Annotated in this window: 19 protein-coding genes; 6 read left to right on the top strand and 13 right to left on the bottom strand. The window is 67.6% G+C overall.

Annotated elements, in window-relative coordinates; all coding sequences use genetic code 11:
• Positions 1–1,089: 1,089 nt before the first annotated feature.
• On the bottom strand, positions 1,090–1,323 hold the full coding sequence (locus tag ACIRRA_RS04745; RefSeq protein WP_356998197.1) for a DUF3039 domain-containing protein: 234 nt from the start codon (positions 1,321–1,323) through the stop codon (positions 1,090–1,092).
• A gap of 58 nt (positions 1,324–1,381) precedes the next feature.
• On the opposite strand from ACIRRA_RS04745, the gene ACIRRA_RS04740 reads away from it, so the two are divergent.
• On the top strand, positions 1,382–1,822 hold the full coding sequence (locus ACIRRA_RS04740) for a DUF3099 domain-containing protein (RefSeq protein ID WP_402763078.1): 441 nt from the start codon (positions 1,382–1,384) through the stop codon (positions 1,820–1,822).
• A 60-nt stretch (positions 1,823–1,882) separates the two neighbouring features.
• Here ACIRRA_RS04740 and ACIRRA_RS04735 read toward each other — a convergent pair whose 3' ends face one another.
• Positions 1,883–3,187 carry an MFS transporter gene (locus ACIRRA_RS04735; RefSeq protein ID WP_402763704.1) on the bottom strand — a complete coding sequence of 435 codons (1,305 nt, stop codon included), beginning with the start codon at positions 3,185–3,187 and terminating at the stop codon, positions 1,883–1,885.
• A 181-nt stretch (positions 3,188–3,368) separates the two neighbouring features.
• Here ACIRRA_RS04735 and ACIRRA_RS04730 point away from each other — a divergent pair, with 181 nt between their 5' ends.
• Together ACIRRA_RS04730 and ACIRRA_RS04725 are read left to right on the top strand one after the other, a co-directional pair.
• Positions 3,369–4,352: a GlxA family transcriptional regulator gene (locus ACIRRA_RS04730; protein ID WP_402763075.1), complete on the top strand. Its 984-nt coding sequence runs from the start codon at positions 3,369–3,371 to the stop codon at positions 4,350–4,352.
• A complete protein-coding gene (locus ACIRRA_RS04725; RefSeq protein WP_402763072.1) occupies positions 4,349–5,092 on the top strand; it encodes a VOC family protein in 744 nt (247 codons plus the stop codon). Before ACIRRA_RS04730 ends, ACIRRA_RS04725 begins: the two co-directional genes overlap by 4 nt.
• Before the next feature lie 84 nt (positions 5,093–5,176).
• On the opposite strand, the gene ACIRRA_RS04720 is transcribed toward ACIRRA_RS04725, so the two are convergent.
• From ACIRRA_RS04720 to ACIRRA_RS04690, 7 genes are all read right to left on the bottom strand, one after another.
• The gene (locus tag ACIRRA_RS04720) at positions 5,177–5,752 is read right to left on the bottom strand and encodes a hypothetical protein (protein ID WP_402763069.1); all 576 of its coding nucleotides are present in this window, start codon (positions 5,750–5,752) and stop codon (positions 5,177–5,179) included.
• Positions 5,749–6,258 (bottom strand): F0F1 ATP synthase subunit B, encoded by a 510-nt coding sequence (locus ACIRRA_RS04715; protein ID WP_402763066.1) that lies wholly within the window; start codon positions 6,256–6,258, stop codon positions 5,749–5,751. Before ACIRRA_RS04715 ends, ACIRRA_RS04720 begins: the two co-directional genes overlap by 4 nt.
• 5 nt (positions 6,259–6,263) lie before the next feature.
• Positions 6,264–6,521 carry a F0F1 ATP synthase subunit C gene (locus ACIRRA_RS04710; RefSeq protein ID WP_040810042.1) on the bottom strand — a complete coding sequence of 86 codons (258 nt, stop codon included), beginning with the start codon at positions 6,519–6,521 and terminating at the stop codon, positions 6,264–6,266.
• A gap of 49 nt (positions 6,522–6,570) precedes the next feature.
• On the bottom strand, positions 6,571–7,365 hold the full coding sequence (gene atpB, locus ACIRRA_RS04705) for a F0F1 ATP synthase subunit A (RefSeq protein ID WP_402763063.1): 795 nt from the start codon (positions 7,363–7,365) through the stop codon (positions 6,571–6,573).
• On the bottom strand, positions 7,362–7,742 hold the full coding sequence (locus tag ACIRRA_RS04700) for a hypothetical protein (RefSeq protein WP_356998209.1): 381 nt from the start codon (positions 7,740–7,742) through the stop codon (positions 7,362–7,364). The genes atpB and ACIRRA_RS04700 overlap by 4 nt, the downstream gene beginning before the upstream one ends.
• A gap of 163 nt (positions 7,743–7,905) precedes the next feature.
• The gene (locus ACIRRA_RS04695) at positions 7,906–9,519 is read right to left on the bottom strand and encodes a cation acetate symporter (protein ID WP_402763060.1); all 1,614 of its coding nucleotides are present in this window, start codon (positions 9,517–9,519) and stop codon (positions 7,906–7,908) included.
• Positions 9,516–9,854 carry a DUF485 domain-containing protein gene (locus tag ACIRRA_RS04690; RefSeq protein WP_402763058.1) on the bottom strand — a complete coding sequence of 113 codons (339 nt, stop codon included), beginning with the start codon at positions 9,852–9,854 and terminating at the stop codon, positions 9,516–9,518. The genes ACIRRA_RS04695 and ACIRRA_RS04690 overlap by 4 nt, the downstream gene beginning before the upstream one ends.
• 213 nt (positions 9,855–10,067) lie before the next feature.
• Here ACIRRA_RS04690 and ACIRRA_RS04685 point away from each other — a divergent pair, with 213 nt between their 5' ends.
• Both ACIRRA_RS04685 and ACIRRA_RS04680 read left to right on the top strand, forming a co-directional pair.
• Complete coding sequence (locus ACIRRA_RS04685; protein WP_402763056.1) at positions 10,068–11,603, top strand: methyltransferase; 1,536 nt, start codon at positions 10,068–10,070, stop codon at positions 11,601–11,603.
• Positions 11,604–12,037: 434 nt separating this feature from the next.
• On the top strand, positions 12,038–13,006 hold the full coding sequence (locus ACIRRA_RS04680) for a sigma-70 family RNA polymerase sigma factor (RefSeq protein ID WP_354837030.1): 969 nt from the start codon (positions 12,038–12,040) through the stop codon (positions 13,004–13,006).
• A gap of 223 nt (positions 13,007–13,229) precedes the next feature.
• On the opposite strand, the gene ACIRRA_RS04675 is transcribed toward ACIRRA_RS04680, so the two are convergent.
• The gene (locus tag ACIRRA_RS04675; protein WP_402763054.1) at positions 13,230–14,069 is read right to left on the bottom strand and encodes a helix-turn-helix domain-containing protein; all 840 of its coding nucleotides are present in this window, start codon (positions 14,067–14,069) and stop codon (positions 13,230–13,232) included.
• Between the two features lie 86 nt (positions 14,070–14,155).
• Between ACIRRA_RS04675 and ACIRRA_RS04670 the strand changes: the two genes are divergently transcribed.
• Positions 14,156–15,007: an NAD(P)H-binding protein gene (locus tag ACIRRA_RS04670; RefSeq protein WP_402763052.1), complete on the top strand. Its 852-nt coding sequence runs from the start codon at positions 14,156–14,158 to the stop codon at positions 15,005–15,007.
• A gap of 68 nt (positions 15,008–15,075) precedes the next feature.
• Here the strand turns inward: ACIRRA_RS04670 and ACIRRA_RS04665 are convergent, their stop codons facing one another.
• The 3 genes from ACIRRA_RS04665 to ACIRRA_RS04655 form a co-directional block, all read right to left on the bottom strand.
• Positions 15,076–15,522 carry an SRPBCC domain-containing protein gene (locus tag ACIRRA_RS04665; RefSeq protein WP_402763049.1) on the bottom strand — a complete coding sequence of 149 codons (447 nt, stop codon included), beginning with the start codon at positions 15,520–15,522 and terminating at the stop codon, positions 15,076–15,078.
• A complete protein-coding gene (locus tag ACIRRA_RS04660; RefSeq protein WP_402763046.1) occupies positions 15,519–15,875 on the bottom strand; it encodes an ArsR/SmtB family transcription factor in 357 nt (118 codons plus the stop codon). The genes ACIRRA_RS04665 and ACIRRA_RS04660 overlap by 4 nt, the downstream gene beginning before the upstream one ends.
• 118 nt (positions 15,876–15,993) lie before the next feature.
• Positions 15,994–16,155, bottom strand: a complete 162-nt coding sequence (locus ACIRRA_RS04655) for a hypothetical protein (protein ID WP_402763045.1) — start codon at positions 16,153–16,155, stop codon at positions 15,994–15,996.
• Positions 16,156–16,290: the final 135 nt, after the last annotated feature.

Here is a 16,290-nt window from a genome sequence, read left to right as displayed (position 1 = left end):
ACGGGGGTGGTCGGATTACCCTGTATCCCAACCGTTTTCCACGATCGGTCCAGGAACCAATCTCGTTTTAGCACCTGCCGCACGGGTCGCGCAAGGCTCGGCAACCCGGTGAGCAACCCCTCGCACAGGTGCGAGATCGAGCCCTGTAAGCACGGATTCGCTTGCACCAAAGCAGATTCCATGTGCGATGGGCCCGATCATGAGTTAGCCTCGATGCGACTGATTCGCGAAACCCATTGCGGCATCACCCCATTCGACGCCGAGCCAAAGGTCATGCACAAATGACGACGGCAGGTTGTTCGGATTGGAATCCGGAAAACCTGCCGTCGCGTCGTCGGCCTACGGTGTCATCGACTCACGTTGGACGCGATGCCGCTCGACGAGGACGGGCCCCCGCCGCCGGCGGCCGCGCGCGCCGAGGGCGGCCATAACGCAGCAACTCCATCAGCAGATCCTCCACCGCGAGATACCGCGGGATGTCGCCCCGGAGCCGCCGCCCGCCATCCGGATCCCCGGCCTCCAGCACGGTCGTGCGCACCGGAAGGACATAGCCCCCGATTCCGGCGTCGGTGAGCGCGAAAACGTATCCGGCAGTGTGATTCGGTCGAGTCGGCAAGAACTCCCCAGGCCCGGGCATCCAGCCCGGGCGCCAACCCCCGAGCGGGAACCCGATGCGGAGCGCCAGGCACGGTCCAGGCGATTTCGACCGGCAACCGGAGCATGAGCTCGGCGATTGGAGGGTTGGACTGCGCCCCGCACCGACAGCGGTCGAAGCGGAGACGATCGCTACCCTCGCGACCCCCGTCGATGGCCGACAGGAAACGTCCCCGAGCCTCCGCCTGCGCCACGGGGATCACCGCGGCTACACGATTGTGCATAGTCAGCAGCGCGGTGACGATGTGGCCCAGCTGCCGCGCACTGCACCCGGCTGTGCCGTCCCGGTCCGACACTGCCCCGCCACTGTTGTTTTTCGCCATGCGGCACGACCCGACCACCCCGGTCGGGGAATGCTGAGTGGATGGCCCGCTATCTGCGCCTGAACCGCTGAGCGTCCGCGACACGCGGGCCGATACCGGTCAGGCGGACCGGTCAGCCCTTCTTCATCATCTCGTAGATTCGCTTGCAGTCCGGGCACACCGGGGAACCGGGCTTGGGGGAACGGGTGACCGGGAAGACCTCGCCGCAGAGGGCGACCACGTGGGTGCCCATGACCGCGGACTCGGCGATCTTTTCCTTCTTGACGTAGTGAAAGACCTTGGGAGTGTCGTTGTCGGTCGACTCGTCGGTGGTCTCGTCCGGACGGACCAGGGTGTCTGCGCTCACGGTTCAATCATGCCAGGCGGCGTGTGCATCCGACGCGCGGTAGTGGAAGACTCGGGGTATGCAGCGTGACGGCGAATCCCAGACCGACGGCATGAGCGGTGAGGATCGCCCGGACGTCGAGTTCCATCCCGCCGGTTCCATCCCGAAGCCGCCGCGCCAGTCGCAGGGCTACTTCCCGGGCGAGGAGAAACAGCATCCGGCGCTGATCACCGAGGCCGCCCCATCGCTCGAGCAGCAGCATCGCGACCGGGTGCGGCGGTACATCACCATCATGTCCCTGCGCATCCCGTGCCTGATCGGCGCGGCCGTCGCATACAGCGTGTGGCACAGCTGGTGGCTCTCGCTGCTGATCATCGGCGTTTCCATTCCGCTGCCGTGGATCGCCGTGCTCATCGCCAACGACCGCCCGCCCCGCACCAAGGACGAGCCCAGCCGCTGGGACGGACGACGCGATCAGGCGGCGCTGGAATCACAGCCGCACAAGGCAATCGACGGTTAGCGCGGCGCTCGGTCAGTACACCATCGGCCAACAGCGAAAGTGTCCGCGTCGACGACGCGGTCACGCTGTGGTCACCACTTCGCCGGGCGTGACATCGGTGACCGCGACAGGACGAATCCCCGCCGACAGCAGAGCCGCCAGCCCGCACAGCCCGCCCGCGATGAACCAGGCCATGGTGTAGCTGCCCTGCACGTCGCGGATGACGCCCGCGCCGAAGGCGGCCAGGGCGGCGCCGATCTGGTGGGAGGCGAAGACCCAGCCGAAGGCGACGGGCCCATCCGCGCCGAAGTGGGCGCGGCACAGGGCGACCGTGGGCGGGACGGTGGCGATCCAGTCGAGACCGTAGAAGATGATGAAGGCCCACATGCTCGGGTGTACGTCGGGTCCGAAGAGGATCGGCAGGAACAGCAGTGAGATGCCGCGCAGCGAGTAGTAGGCGACCAGCAGGTAGCGGGAGTCCACGCGGTCGGTGAGCCAGCCCGAGGCGATGGTGCCGGCGACATCGAAGATGCCCACCGTCGCCAGCAATCCGGCCGCGGTGGTGGCGGGCATGCCGTGATCGTGGGCGGCACTGACGAAGTGGGTGCCGATCAGGCCGTTGGTCGATGCCCCGCAGATGGCGAAACCGCCTGCCAGCAGCCAGAACACGGGCTTGCGGACAATGGTCGCCAGCACCGTCACCGCGCGCGCCGCGCCGCCGGCCGCCGAAGTGCGCACTCCGACCTCGCTGCCCGGCTCGGCGCCGTAGGCCCGCACCCCGGCGTCGCTGGGGAAGTCGCGGATGAACAGCAGCACCAGCGGCACCACCGCCAGCGCCGTCGCCGACACCACGAGAGAAGGTGTGCGCCAACCGTGATCGCGCGCCAGGCTCGCGATCAGCGGCAGGAAGACCAGCTGCCCGGTCGCGCCCGCGGCGGTGAGGACGCCGGTCACCAGGCCGCGGTGCTTCACGAACCAGCGCCCGGTGATGGTGGCCACGAACGGCATGGACATCGAGCCGACGCCGACGCCCACCAACAGGCCCCAGGTCGCCATGAGCTGCCACGGCCGGGTCATGAACACCGTCAGTCCGCTACCCGCCGCGATCAGCACCAGCGCGCACGCCACCACCCGGCGAATACCGAAGCGATCCATGAGCGCCGCCGCGAACGGCGAGATCAGGCCGTACAGCAGCACATTCACCGACACCGCCGCGCCGATGGTGCCATGCGACCAGCCGAACTCCTCGTGCAGCGGGTCCATGAGCACACCGGGCACCGAGCGGAAGCCGGCCGCGCCCAGCAGCGCGATGAAGCCCACCACCGCCACGATCCATGCCGGATGCGGCCCCGAGCGCAGGGAGGGCACCGAACCACTCGCCGCCACCGTCGGTTCCGCAGCGCCGGTGGACTGCGCAGCGTCCAACGGGGTTGTGCCATCCGATGATTCCCGGCCCAGATCGTCCTTCAGTTCGCTCACCCGATCGAGCGTGACGGAAATGCCCTATCGCCACGAGTGGCCAGAATGCCACAATGCGTCAAGATCCAGCCATCGCGAGAGGAGCATCGTGCCGGCACCCCATCTTGTCGCCGTCCTCGTCCTGGAACCGACCGTCGGCTTCGACATGTCGATTCCGCCGGTGGTGCTCGGCGCCGCCGTCGACGACGGCGGCAACCCGCTCTACGAGGTGCACACCTGCGGCGTCGGCACCGGCGGTGTCGCCGCCACCGGCGGATACACCGTCATCCCGGAATTCGGACCCGAACTGCTGGCCCGTGCCGACACAGTGATCGTCCCCGGCACCCGCATCACCCAGCCGCGGCAGGAGGGCACGCTGCCGCCCCGGGTGGCCGAGGCGCTGGCCACCATCCGCCCGGACACCCGCATCGTCTCCATCTGCACCGGCGCGTTCGTGCTCGGTGCAGCGGGCCTGCTGGACGGCCGGCGCGCCACCACCCACTGGCAGTTCGCCGACCGGTTCCGCGCCCTCTACCCGAAGGTCCTCCTCGACGAGAACCTGCTGTTCGTGCAGGACGGAAACGTCTGGTCCTCAGCGGGATTGGCGGCCGGCATCGACCTGTGCCTGGATCTGATCCGCACCGATCACGGCAGCGCCGCCGCCAATGGCGCGGCCCGCTACTGTGTGGTGCCGCCGTGGCGTGACGGCGGGCAGTCGCAGTTCATCGAGCGGCAGGTCCCGGAGTCGGGCAGCGAGGGCACCGCACCCACCCGCCGCTGGGCGCTGGACCGCCTGGACCGGGAGCTGGACCTGAACTCGCTTGCCGCGCATGCTCATATGAGCGTGCGCACCTTCACCCGCCGGTTCAAGGCCGAGACCGGCATGGCGCCGGGCGCGTGGATCCTGCAGCAGCGGGTCCGGCACGCGCGGCACCTGCTGGAGACCACCGACCTGACCGTCGACGAGGTGGCGCGCAATGCGGGCATGGGCACCTCCGCCTCGCTGCGCCACCACATGCGTCTGGAGCTGGGCGTGCCGCCGCTGACCTACCGCAAGACCTTCCGCAAGCACGAAACCCTGGAGACAGCATGATGATTCGCTGGATGTGGGCCTTCCTGGACCGTCCCGCCGCACAATTCGACGAGAGCGCCCGGTTCTGGACCACGGTCACCGGCACCGAGCTCTCGGCACCACGGGGCGAGCGCGACGAATTCGTCACGCTGCTACCGGATTCCGGGGCCGCGACGGTCAAGATGCAGGTAATCGACGGCCCCGCCTGCGTGCATCTGGACCTCGACGTCGACGATGTCGGCGCGGCCACCGAGCGCGCCCAGCAGCTGGGCGCGACTCTCGCCGCGGACTACATCCTCACCTCGCGCATCGGCTACGCCGTCCTGCACTCCCCCGCCGGAATGCCCTTCTGCTTCACACCTTTCCGCGATGCCGCAGGCCCGCTCACCCCGACCGTGCCCGGCCCGGCCGGCGACCGCAGCCGACTCGACCAGATCTGCCTCGACATCGGCGCCGGCGACTACGAGACCGAGGCCCGTTTCTGGACCGATCTGACCGAATGGTCCTGGCGCCCCAGCACCCTGCCGGAATTCGCCCGCCTCTCCGCACGTCCCGGCCTCCCGATCGACCTGCTGCTGCAACGCCTCGGCGATGACCGCCCCACGTCGGCGCACCCGGACATCGCCTGCACCGACATCGAGGCCACGGCAACCTGGCACGAACGGCTGGGCGCACACCGCGTCGAGCTCGGCAAACACTGGATCGTCATGGCGGACCCCGCTGGCCAGCCCTACTGCCTGACCAGCCGCTCGCCGGCCTGATACTCGGGATCGCCGAAGCCCCCGAGTACTTCGAGGCTCCTCGGAGCCGGGAAGCACGCAGGGGCTTCGACGTACTTGGTCTCGCTACTTCCGCTCGGTCTGCGGCTGGCGGCGTGCCGCTTCGCCGGAGTTGGCCAGCGCCTCGAGGTCCTCGAGGAACTTCTCGATGCTGTCGGCCCGTGCCTGGGGCGAACCGATCTGCTCGCGCACTTTCTCCTCGGTGAGAGCGAGCATGGCGGCGGCCAGATCCTGCTCCAGGTCGCGGATCATCTGCCTGCGGTACTGCAGGATCTGATCGCGGCCCTGCTTGCGCACGCGCTCCACCTCGGCCGCGGCGGCCTCGCGCATCTGCAGGATGATGCGGTCGGCATCGGCCCGGGCCTCTTCGCGCATGCGGTCCAGTTCGGCCTGCGCCTCGGCGACGGCATTGTCGTAGGCGGCCTTGGCGGTGGCCAGTCGCTGCGCCGACGCCTCGCTCTCCTCGAGTTGCCGCCGGATCTGGTCCTGAGCGTTGTTCATGATCCTCTTCACCGGTGGCACAACGTATTTCACGAAGAACCACACGATGACAGCGAAGCCGAACAGCTGGCTGAAGAAGACGGGCCAATCGAAGGTGATGTTGTAAATACCCTCGGCGAGATGGGTATCGGTGAGGATCATGCAGACCCCCGTCCTCTCTGCTGGCCCGCGCTGGTCCGGGCACGATCGTTCCCGCCCAGGACCCGGCCGGCCAGGTCCTGAGCGAGTGGTTCGACGGCTTCGCGTAGTTCGGCGGCGACCTGGTCGGCCTCGGCGCGAAGGTGCGCCGTGGACTCGGCCACGATCTGGTCGGCCTCTTTCTGTGCCTCGCCGCGCATTTCCTCGAGGATCGCGCGCCCTTGGGCCCGGGCCTGGTTGCGGATGTCGGCCGCTTCCGCACGGGCTTTCTCGAGCGCGGACTCGTAGCGCGCTTCGGCTTCGGCGAAGGTTTCGCTGGCTTCCTTGGCGGTCGCCGTCGTGACCTCGACACGTGCCTCCCGCTCCGCCAACACCTTTCGTATGGGCGGAACCACGAAGAACCAGATGACTCCGAGCACGATCAGGAAGATCAATAACTCAGCGAAGAAGGTGCCGTTGGGAACCAGGAAGTTCCCCGCGGCCTCCACATCCGTTCTGGGAGACATCATGACGTCTACTTACCGGGAGTAGCGAATACGAACAATGCCATGAACGCTAGATTGATGAAGTATGCCGCTTCGACCAGACCCACGGTCAGGAAGAAGTTCACGCGCAGGCGGCCCTCCGCCTCCGGCTGCCGGGTGACACCGTTGATCAGAGCGGCGCCGGCCAGACCGTCACCGATACCCGCGCCGATGGCACCGCCCGCCAGAATGATGCCGCCGCCGATGAGAGCGCCCTGGACGATACTCGCGGTTGCTGGGTCTGCCATTTTTCACTTCCTTTGACAAAGGGTTATAGCCCTGAACAGCTGAAGCCGCTCAGTGGTTTTCACTCTCCAGCGACATCGACTGGCTGAAGTAGAGGATGGTCAGCAGGGCGAAGATGAATGCCTGAATGGCTCCGACGAACAGGTCGAAGAGCTTCCAGATGGCATTCGGACCCCAGCTGATCCAGAAGGGGAACAACGTGATCACCGAAACCATGACGCCGCCCGCGAACATGTTGCCGAAAAGTCGCAACGAGAGCGACAGCGGTTTGGCGATTTCCTCGACCACATTGATGAAAACCATGGGGCCCCAGCCGGTGTGGCCCTTCAGCAACTGTTTCACGTGCCCGCCCGGGCCGCGCCGCCACGCGCCCGCGGCGTGATAGAGCAAGAACACGAACAGCGCGAGCGACAGCGTGAAATTGAAATCGGACGCCGGCGGCGCGATCAATTCCCCCGAACCGTACTGAACGGGCAAGACGGACAACCAGTTCGAGAGCAGGATGAAGGTGAACAACGTGACCGCCAGCGGCAGCACGAACGGCGCGACCTTCATGCCGATGGCCGTCTCCACCTGGCTGCGCATCTGGACCGTGATGGTCTCGAAGAACAGCTGCACCCCGTTGGGCACCCCGGAGGTGATCTTCATACGCAGGTAGAAGGCCAGCCCCAGCACGATCAGCGCGGCCACCCCCGTGGACACGATGGTGTCCACATTGAAGGTCATGCCCAGCAGATGCGCCTGAGCGTGGTCGCCGACATGGATCTTGGACTCGCCCGAGGAATCCTCGGCGGCCAGCAGCGCCGGGGCCGACAAATGGGCGAGGAAAGCGACGGGAATGCTCATGACTGCTGTCGAAGCCCTTTCACCTCGGGCAGAGCGGTATGGAGTACCAGAATCAGCTGAAAGGCCGCCAGCCCGAAGAAGATTCCGACGCCGTAGGGCCGGGTCAGGAATGCCACCACAATCGACAACGCGGTCAGAATGAGCAACCGCGACGCCGAGGACAGCGCCAATTTCTGTTTGCTGGGTGTTTCCGCATCCGTGATGCGCACGATGGACATCCAGGTAAGCCGGGCGTTCACCCAGCCGAGCGTCAGACCGGTGGCCACGAAAACACCCAGCAACAATCGATCGAACGCCCCTGTGACCATCAATGCCAGTATGCCGAAAGCGATTGCAATAGCGCTCGCCCTACGCATCCGTAGCCTGTTGAGGTCCAATACGACACCGCCTCGCCGTCATCCCACCTCGTAGTGGGGCCGTGCATGATCAATAGCATACACAGCCCAACCTCGTTGCGGGGCAGTATTTTTGATCTTCAAATTGTTGATCTTGAAATTCTGAAACGCTTTTCAGCGAACTTTCGGCCACTTCATTCGGACATCAGTGTTGCACAGCTTTTTCCGCTCCGGTGCCGGTCAGCGACCGCACCTGCATCTCGGCGTACTTGGCGACGTCACGTTCCCTCGACAGCACGGTTCCCAGCCAGCCCAGAGCGAACGAAACCGGGATGGACACCAGCCCGGGGTTGGCGAGCGGGAACCAGTGGAAGTCATGGGATTTGATCATCGCGGTGGGCGCTCCGGAGACCGCCGGCGAGAACACGATCAACACGATCGTGACGGCCAGTCCGCCATAGATGCTCCACAGTGCGCCGGCCGTGTTGAAGCGCCGCCAGAACAGTGAATACAGAATGGTCGGTAGGTTTGCCGAGGCCGCCACCGCGAATGCCAGCGCCACCAGGAACGCCACATTCTGATTCTTTGCCAGAATGCCGCCCACGATGGCCAGCGCCCCGATCACCACCGCGGTGATCCGCGCGACCCGCACCTCGCCGTCCCTGCTGTCACCGTTCCCGCGCTTGATGACATTGGCGTACACGTCATGGGCGAAGGACGCCGACGCAGTGATGGTCAGGCCCGCGACCACCGCCAGAATCGTCGCGAACGCCACGGCCGCAACGAATCCCAGCAGCACCGGCCCACCCAGTTCCAGGGCCAGCAGCGGCGCGGCCGCGTTCTCCTTACCCGGCGCCTTGGCGATCTTCTCCGGTCCCACCAGTGCGCCCGCGCCATACCCGAGCACCAGCGTGAACAGATAGAAGACACCGATCAGGCCGATCGCCCACACCACCGACCGGCGCGCTTCCCTGGCCGTCGGCACCGTATAGAACCGCATCAGCACATGCGGCAGCCCGGCCGTCCCCAGCACCAGAGCCAGAGCCAGTGAAAGGAAGTCGAGCTTGCTGGTGCCGTTCCTGCCGTACTTGAAGCCCGGCTCGAGCAGCTTCGCGCCGGTCTTGCCGCCATGGTTCACCGCGTCGTGCAGCAGGCTGGAGAAGTTGAAGTCGTAGCGCCCCAGCACCCACACGGTCATGGCCGCGGCCGCGCCGATCAGCAGCACGGCCTTGACGATCTGCACCCAGGTGGTGCCCTTCATCCCGCCGACGAGCACGTAGACGATCATGATCGCGCCGACGACGGTGATCACCAGATTCTGTCCCGCCGAACCGGATACGCCCAGCAGCAGCGAGATCAGCACGCCCGCTCCGGCCATCTGCGCGAGCAGGTAGAACAGGCTCACCGCCAGCGTGGAGGTGGCCGCCGCCGCCCGCACCGGCCGCTGCCGCATGCGGAAGGCCAGCACATCACCGAGGGTGAATTTGCCGGTATTGCGCAGTAATTCGGCCACCAGCAGCAGCGCCAGCAGCCAGGCCACCAGAAACCCGATGGAATAGAGGAAGCCGTCGTAGCCGTACACCGCGATGGCCCCGGCGATGCCGAGGAAGCTGGCGGCCGACAGGTAGTCGCCGGAGATGGCGATGCCGTTCTGCGGCCCGGAGAAGGCGCGCCCGGCGGCGTAATAGTCTGCGGCCGTGCGATTGTCGCGACTGGCCCACACCACGATGCCCAGCGTGATGACCACGAAGATCGCGAAGATGGTGATGTTGAGCCCGGGCCGGCTGCCCTCCACGGCCGTTGCCACATACACGGTCATCGGGTCGGTCCTTCCAGTTCGGCGCGGATCTGCTCGGCCATCGGGTCGAGCGTGCGGTCGGCGTAGCGCATATAGAGGCCGGTGATGACGAAGGTCGAGAAGAACTGCAGCAGGCCGAAGATCAGCCCGACGGTGATGTTCCCGCCCACCTTGTGCGACATGAAGCCGTGCGCGTAGTCGGCGAGCAGCACGTACAGCGCGTACCAGGCCAGGAACAGAGCGGTCATGGGGAAGACGATGCGCCGGAAGCGATGCCGCAGACGCTGGAACTCGGGGCTGTCGTAGACCTCGGTCCAGTCGGGATCCGGACGGCCGGGCTGGGATTCAGTTGTCAACTGCGATACCTCCTGGTGATCCCGGTCACAGTAGCAACGAAGGTGGTTGCGAGCGGGCCGAATAACCGCAGGTGAGATCGCAAATTCATCGATAAGTGAGCCGAAATTCATGGGGTCCGACGGCCAGCTACCAAGCGGTTTCCCCGCGATCCGATCGGACGAACCGGGCCCGCTGCCGGATGCCCATCGGTAGCGGTGGCAGAGTTCGATGTCATGCCGACGAATCGCTCCGTCGTTCCGCGCTCGACGACCACCTCGTCCCTGCTCGCCGACCTCGCGCCCGACCTACGCGCTGCGCTGACCCGCGTCCGCTACAACGCGGACACCCTGCTCGAGGCGCTGGGCGACGCCGCCCACGCCGCTCTGGGCCGCGGCGAACCGGTCCCCGTCCGCCGCGCCGCCGCCGACCTCGGCGAGCTCGGCACCCTGGTGCGCCTGCTGCTGCTCGGCGATCCGGTCCTCGAACGCGAAGCGGCAGCGGCCCTTTCTCCGGTGAGCATCGACCGCGCCACTGCGGCCGGGCTGCTGGAGCGCGACGGCGAGGAGATCCGCGCCGCCCTGGATCTGCGTCCCCTCGATCTCGGGGAGGGCACCCGCTGGGTGCTGTCCGACCTCGACGACTCCATGCGCCGCCGCAGCCTCGACGCCGACCATGTGCTCGGCGTCGGCCATGCCTCGCTGTCGCTGCTGCGGGCCACCCCGACCCGCCCGGTCGGCACCGTCCTGGACCTGGGTACCGGCTGCGGAGTGCAGGCCGTGCACGCCGCCGCCTACGGCCGCACCGTCACCGGCACCGACGTGAACAAGCGCGCCCTCTGGCTGGCCGAGGCCACCGCCGCGCTCAACGACCTCGATATCGAACTGCTGGAAGGCTCCTGGTTCGAACCGGTGGCCGGCCGCCGCTTCGACCAGGTGGTGGCCAATCCCCCGTTCGTGGTGGGCCCGGCCCGCGTCGAGCACACCTACCGCGACTCCGGCCTCGCCCTCGATGGCGCGAGCGAACTCGTGATCTCCGGCATCCCGGAACTGCTGAACCCGGGCGGCACCGCGGCTCTGCTCGCCTCCTGGGTGCACCTCGACGGCCAGGACTGGCGCAGCCGCGTCGCGAGCTGGCTGCCCGACCACGGCATCGACGCCTGGATCGTGCAGCGCGACATCGCCGATCCGGCCCTCTATGTCGGAACCTGGCTGCGAGACGCCGGGTTGGATCCGCGCGAGGGCGCCGCCCAGGCCCGCGCCGAACGCTGGCTCGACGCCTTCCGCGACGCCGAGGTCGAGGGCATCGGCTTCGGTTTCGTCTACCTGCGCGCCACCGACGGTCCGACCGAACTGCTCGCCGAGGACCTCACCCACGGCTTCGACGACCCGCTCGGTCCCGAGGCCATCGCCTACTTCGAGCGCTCGGCCTGGCTGCGCGCCGCGGCCGCCGATCCCGACCTCATCCTCGATTCGCGCTACCAGGTCGATCCGGCCACCGCGCTCGAACGCGTCTACCTCCCCGGCGACGCTGGTTGGGCGCAGGCGGTGGCACGGCTGCACCGCGGCGACGGCCCGCGCTGGCAGCACGAGGTCGACGACACCACCGCCGCACTGCTGGCCGGGATGCGCCCCGACGGCCTCCCCCTGCGCGAACTCCTCGAACTGCTGGCCTTCAGCGAGACCGGCGACGCCGCGACCCCCGACTTCGAGAGCGCGGCGATGACCGTGGTGGCCGGACTGGTCCGGCACGGTCTCGTCCACCCGCGCTGAGTGAAGCCCCCCTTGACGGCCGCCGGGCCTGCCCCGGCGGCCGTCGCCATATCCGCCGGAAACCGGCCCCCGACGGGCGGTGAGGTCTGTCACGATCGCATGTCACGCACATACCGATACGGACCGCCGCGGGAATGCGCCCGAGCCGCGATTCGTTTAACTGCGTGCTCGAATCACGACGTCCAGGTAACGCCTGTTCACGCGTATTCGCTTGTCGCGTCAGGAAGTTCGGGCGCGGCGGTGGGCAACCACCCGGTCACCGAGGGTCGTCCGCCGGCGGCGCGCGTTCCCGGAGATGCGCGCTTCTCAGGAACTTCTCAGCCGTGCGCCGCAAAAACCGCAGCTCAGGTGCGGTTTACCGGTGGTCTGGCGGGGAACTTTCCTGAAGTCGGGTCCGTTGAACGGAGCGAGACACCACCGACAGGAGGCAAGTCATGACAAGCCCCGCCACCACTGACGTGCGCACCAGCGAACAAGACCTCGACGCCCAGAGCCCCGCCGCCGATCTGGTACGTGTGTACCTGAACGGGATCGGTAAGACGGCGCTGCTGACGGCGGCCGACGAGGTCGAGCTGGCGAAGCGCATCGAGGCGGGCCTCTACGCTCAGCACCTGCTGGAGACGAGCAAGCGTCTGTCCGCCGCGAAGAAGAAGGATCTGGCGATCCTGGTTCGCGAGGGTCAGGCCGCCCGCCAGCACCTGCTGGAAGCGAACCTCCGCCTCGTGGTCTCCCTCGCCAAGCGCTATACCGGCCGTGGCATGCCGCTGCTGGACCTGATCCAGGAGGGCAACCTGGGTCTCATCCGCGCCATGGAGAAGTTCGATTACACCAAGGGCTTCAAGTTCTCGACCTACGCCACCTGGTGGATCCGTCAGGCCATCACCCGCGGCATGGCCGACCAGTCCCGCACCATCCGCCTCCCTGTCCACCTGGTCGAGCAGGTGAACAAGCTGGCCCGCATCAAGCGGGAACTGCACCAGCAGCTCGGGCGGGAGGCCACCGACGCGGAACTGGCCAATGAGTCGGGCATCCCGGTCGACAAGATCGCCGACCTGCTCGACCACAGCCGCGACCCGGTATCCCTGGACATGCCGGTCGGCAATGACGAAGAGGCCCCGCTGGGCGACTTCATCGAGGACTCCGAGGCCACCTCCGCCGAGAGCGCCGTCATCGCCGGTCTGCTACATCGCGACGTGCGCAGCGTCCTGGCCACCCTCGACGAGCGCGAACAGCAGGTCATCCGCCTGCGCTACGGCCTCGACGACGGGCAGCCGCGCACCCTCGACCAGATCGGCAAGCTCTTCGGCCTGTCCCGCGAGCGCGTTCGCCAGATCGAGCGTGAGGTCATGTCCAAGCTCCGCAAGGGCGAGCGCGCCGACCGCCTGCGCGCCTACGCCAGCTAGTTCACACCCGTGGAGCCGGTCCCCCTGCCCGGCTCCGCAACCCCCTGATCGTCGGGCCATCTTCGAGGCGCTGGCCCGATTCCGCCGGCCGATTCAGCGCGCCCGAACGTCCCCTCCGGGCGCGCAGAGTCGGCCGGCGTCTCCATGCGCCGGGTTCTCATCCGGCCGAGTCCTCGGTCACGCGAGTGCGGTTGCGCGGGGTCCCGGCTTCGGCGATGGGCGGTCAGTTCATGAAGCGGGTCAGGGACTGGCAGGGCGTCGGGGCCGGGATGTCGCCGCGGAAGTAGGCCGTGGGGGGCACGCCCATGAGCGAGCGGAAATCCGCGGTCATGTGCGATTGGTCGTAATAGCCGTTGGCGGTGGCGACATGGGACCACGGGGTATTGCCAGCGGCCGAGACGATACCCCCGGCGGCCGAGAGCACCTGGCGCACCCGGGTGATCCGGGCGTAGTGCTTGGGCGAGACGCCAATTCCAGTGGTGAACAGGTTGCGGAGCTGGCGTTCGCTGATGGCGAGGCTGGTGGCCAGATCTGTGATGGGTGCGGAGGCGTCCATGGCGGCGACCGCCGAACCGAGCAGCCGGCGATGGTCGCGGCGGGTGCGGTCCTCCGAGAGCCGTTGCGGCAGCTCTGATTCCAGGAAGGGCAGGATGTCCTCCGGGGCCAGCTCGGTGAGGGCGCCGGCGAGATCGGCGGCGGTACCGGGCAGGTCGGCGAGCAGGGCGACGCGGTTGGTGAGGTCGGCGGCGGGCAGGCCCAGCAGCGGCTGGGACGCGCCTGGCGCCAGGCGAATTCGCGTGCACCCGGCGGGCTTGCTGGGATTCGCGTAGCTGGCGCGCGTGCGCGGTCCGACGACGAGAGCATCGCGGCGGCCGGATTCCTCGGTCCGCAGCACGATCGTGGTGACCGCCTGCGGGACGTGGGTGAAGGCCATGGCCTCGGGGCGGACGGTCGGGATGTGGGCGATCTCGGTGATCCACGGCCGCAGGGACTCCGGTGGGCTCAGCCGGTGTTCGAGTTCGTCGGCGGTGACGACAGGGGCCGGGAGTTGCGTGATGGTCACCCGATCAACTCTAGGCAGTTTCGTGGGTCGCGGCTGTGCCGGTTTTTCCTAGAGTGCGGGCGTGCCGGCTCGGCAGGCTGGTGAGCATGATCGTTATCACCGGTGCCACGGGCACCATCGGTAGTGAAGTCGTCCGGTTGCTGGCCGAACGGGGTGTGAAAGTTCGTGCGGTGACCCGGGACCCGGAGGGAGCGCGGGTGCCTGCCGGGGTGGAGGTGGTGCGCGGCGACTACGCGGACACCCCGTCCATGGCCGCCGCGTTCGACGGCGCGGAGGCGGCCTTCCTCATCGGGCAACTCGGTCCCGAGTATGTCGAACTGGATCGCGCACTGGTGGCGACAGCCCGCACGGCCGGGGTGCGACGCCTGGTGAAGCTGTCCGCCATCGGTACCGGCGAGCCGGGAGTGGGCCGGGTCGGCACCTGGCACCTGCCGGGTGAGCAGGCGGTGCGCGACAGCGGGGTGGCGTGGACGATCCTGCGGCCCAGCAGTTTCGCCTCGAACACATTGAGCTGGGCGGCCATGGTGGGAGCGGGACAGCCGGTGCCGAACATGACCGGTACGGCTGGGCAGGGTGTCATCGATCCCCGGGATGTCGCCGAGGTCGCGGTGGCCGCGCTGCTGTCGGATGCGCACTCCGGGCAGGTGTACACGCTCACCGGTCCCGAGGTGCTCAGCACCCATGATCAGGCGGCGGTGCTGGCCGCAGCGCTCGGCCACGGGGTTGACGTCACCGACGTGCCGGAGGCGCAGGCGCGCGAATTCATGCTCGGCGCCGGCCTGTCCGAGGAGTTCGCCGACGGCGCCCTCGCCGGACAGGCGTATGTCCGTGCGGGCGGCAACGAGATCGTCACCGGTGATCTCGAGCGGGTACTCGGCCGCGCCCCACGCACCTACGCCGACTGGGTGCGCGATCACGTGGCGGCCTTCACGGCCTGACGACGCGCCCTGACCGGTCTCGATCAGGGCGATGCCGATGACTCGAGCAGGGGGTCCTGCTGGACCGGCTAGGCGTCCGCGAGGACGGACTCCAGCCGGTCCAGCATGCCCTTCCAGCCGCCGCCCATGATGCTGCGCGCCCGCTGCATGACCGGATCCTCCGGATCGAAACCACGGTGGCTGAACAGGATTCGGGTGCCGTGCCCCTCGGGCCGCAGGGTCCAGCTGATCACCCAGCCATTGTCCCGATCGGACTTCGCGTCGTTCCAGCTGACGCTGAGCAGTTGCGGCGCAACGACTTCCAGCACCTCGCCGCGGATCTCGCCGGAGAAGTTCTGGCCGGGCATGGGCTGGGTCTTCATCGCGAAGACCGTGCCGACCACCGGCTCGAAACCGATGGGCTGCATCATCCACTGCCCCATGAGTTCAGGCGTGGTGAGTGCGCGCCACACCTTCTCCGGCGGATGCGGATAGTAGTGATCGAGTTCGATCGTGGTGATGTCGTCGGTCATCATCGGTCCTTCTCCTCGGAATCGTCGGGCATGGCGGCCAGCACCGCGCCCAGGTCGCGCAGCCGGGCCCGCCAGAACCGTTCGAACGGATCGAGCCAGGACTGCAAGTCGTGCAACGGCTCCGGCTCCACCCGGTAGAACCGCTGCCTGCCGCGCTTGTCCTCGGCCACCAGCCCCGCATCCCGCAGCACCTTCAAATGCTCCGACACGCTGGGCCGCGCCATATCGAAGCGCTCCGCGATCACCTGCACCGACTGCTCCCCCTCGAGCAGCAGCTCGAGGATGTCGCGCCGGGTGGGATTGGCCAGCGCCCCGAACACCCGATCGGCGGTTCCGGATCTAGTGCGGTACGGCATGACCCGACAATAGGTAGGATTATCCCTACCTGTCAACCGTAGGGTTTTTCCTACGCATGACTTCGATCAATGGTCACGGCATTTCGACACCGTGGCGACTGCGATCGGAACGCGGAGTTCAGGAACCGAAGCTGCTGGTACCGAAGCTGCCGACGCCACCGGATCCGGTCTTCGTCGTGGCCGGAGCCGACGCGCTGCCACCGGGGGCCGCACCGACCGTGACCGGGGCGGAGTCCGACGAGCTACCCTGCGAGACGGTGAGGGTGTGCTCATCCGCCACTTCTGTCCGTGACCCCACCGATGAGTCGACGACCACTAGCGTTCGTAGAGTGTGAAATTTTCGGATTCCACTCAACTCGGCTGCCCCAGCCTTCCGGGGCAGCCGAGTCCCTCCGAGGGCAGCCGAGTCACGGCC

The organism is Nocardia sp. NPDC101769, from assembly GCF_044766925.1.
Taxonomy (GTDB): Bacteria; Actinomycetota; Actinomycetes; order Mycobacteriales; family Mycobacteriaceae; genus Nocardia.
Note: the sequence above shows the minus strand (reverse complement) of the source record. Positions and strands in the feature narration are given on the sequence as shown.